Source organism: Massilia sp. TWP1-3-3, from assembly GCF_049897805.1.
Lineage (GTDB): Bacteria > Pseudomonadota > Gammaproteobacteria > Burkholderiales > Burkholderiaceae_D > Telluria_A.
In genome coordinates, this window is the sequence record NZ_JAFCWX010000109.1 from 1 (window position 1) to 1,295 (window position 1,295).

Consider the following 1,295-nt stretch of genomic DNA (forward strand, 5'->3'; position numbering starts at 1 on the left):
GAACAGGACCGTGAAACGATATTACGCCGATGATAGTGCTGCAACCAGTGTGAAAGTAGGTTATCGTCAGGCTAGTTATATTAAAAAACCCCGCAGAAATGTGGGGTTTTTTTTCGTCCAGGGATTTGTCGTCGACGTTCCGGCAAACGTCGGCAACGTGGAGTGCATCAATTTGCGGACCAGCACGCTCTTGAACTCGGGGCGGTCTCGCGGCGCGCAGTTTCCTGCCGCATTTGCTCTTCAATTCTCTTGATGGGGTCCAAGGACAGTTGCTCCTCGACCCGACGGCAGCGCTGAGCGGCAGCCGTATATGCCATTCCACTCCGCCCGCGGCAGCTTGCCCTGCAGGTCAAACCGGGTGCCGACGAAGTTTTCGAAACGCTGCCGCAAGTCGCTCGAACGGCCTCGTTGATGCCGACGATGGTACTCAGCTTGCCGCCGGCCACGGTCGCTACGTGCAGCCAGTTGATGTCGGCGCCGTGGAAGGCACGGGGCGGAATCGACCACGCCGCCCGACCGGCTGGGTCACGTGGCAGCTGCCGGCGTAGCCCTTCACGTGAACGTGGTCTTCACCTTGACGCTGTTAGAACGAGAGGCCGACCTGCTTTTTCTCGAGGCTCTGACACATGTCGTGGCGCTCGGTCAGCGTGCGCTTCGGTGCAGCGCTGTCGGTGGCGTCGGGAAAAGGAGCCGCGTAATACAGTTCGCGTAGTGGGACCATTCGCAGTTGATCATCGATACGGTCGCCAGCACCAGTGGGATGTTTTCGCTCGATAACCGAGCAGGGCGGCGCATCCTGACGCGCTCGCGCCTGTTCACGGATGAGGTGTTTCGCAGCCCCAGCGATTTGAATCGCAAAGATGTGCCGGGGCCGTCATCAGGCAGTTCATCGAGTGCTACCTCGCCTCCTGCCGGCAAACTTGGTGATAATGCTCGGTAAGTTTTTGCCGAATCGTTTGAAAAGCCCTTGCCAGCCAGCGTGTCCTTTGCTATAGTTTGCCTCCCCGATGAAATCGTTAGCGAAATCAAGTAGTTATCAGTTGGTCAGGGGGCGCTTCGAAAGAGGCGCGGTAATAAAAAGAGGTTGACGAGTGAAACGAAGTGCTTCATAATCTCGCCTCTCTGCAGCAACGAACACAACGCTTCGTACCGCGCAGTAAGAAGTACCGAATAAGTTCTTTAAAAATTAACAGTCGATAAGTGTGGGCGTTTGATGAAGGTGCCAACGAAGCGTAAGCCGAGTTGAATACTTAAATTATCAAATGTTCACAAAGAAGAAATATAGGCGCTTCGCA

General features: G+C 55.4%; 3 protein-coding genes. 2 read left to right on the forward strand and 1 reads right to left on the reverse strand.

Features of this window, described 5'->3' with window-relative positions; genetic code table 11:
• On the forward strand, nucleotides 1-253 hold a 253-nt coding region (locus tag ACP7D4_RS28015; protein ID WP_426212713.1), incomplete at its 5' end, for a hypothetical protein.
• Between the two features lie 330 nt (nucleotides 254-583).
• Here the strand turns inward: ACP7D4_RS28015 and ACP7D4_RS28020 are convergent.
• The gene (locus ACP7D4_RS28020; RefSeq protein WP_426108036.1) at nucleotides 584-721 is read right to left on the reverse strand and encodes a hypothetical protein; all 138 of its coding nucleotides are present in this window, start codon (nucleotides 719-721) and stop codon (nucleotides 584-586) included.
• Between the two features lie 39 nt (nucleotides 722-760).
• Between ACP7D4_RS28020 and ACP7D4_RS28025 the strand changes: the two genes are divergently transcribed.
• A complete protein-coding gene (locus ACP7D4_RS28025; RefSeq protein WP_426108037.1) occupies nucleotides 761-940 on the forward strand; it encodes a hypothetical protein in 180 nt (59 codons plus the stop codon).
• The last annotated feature ends 355 nt before the right edge of the window (nucleotides 941-1,295 follow it).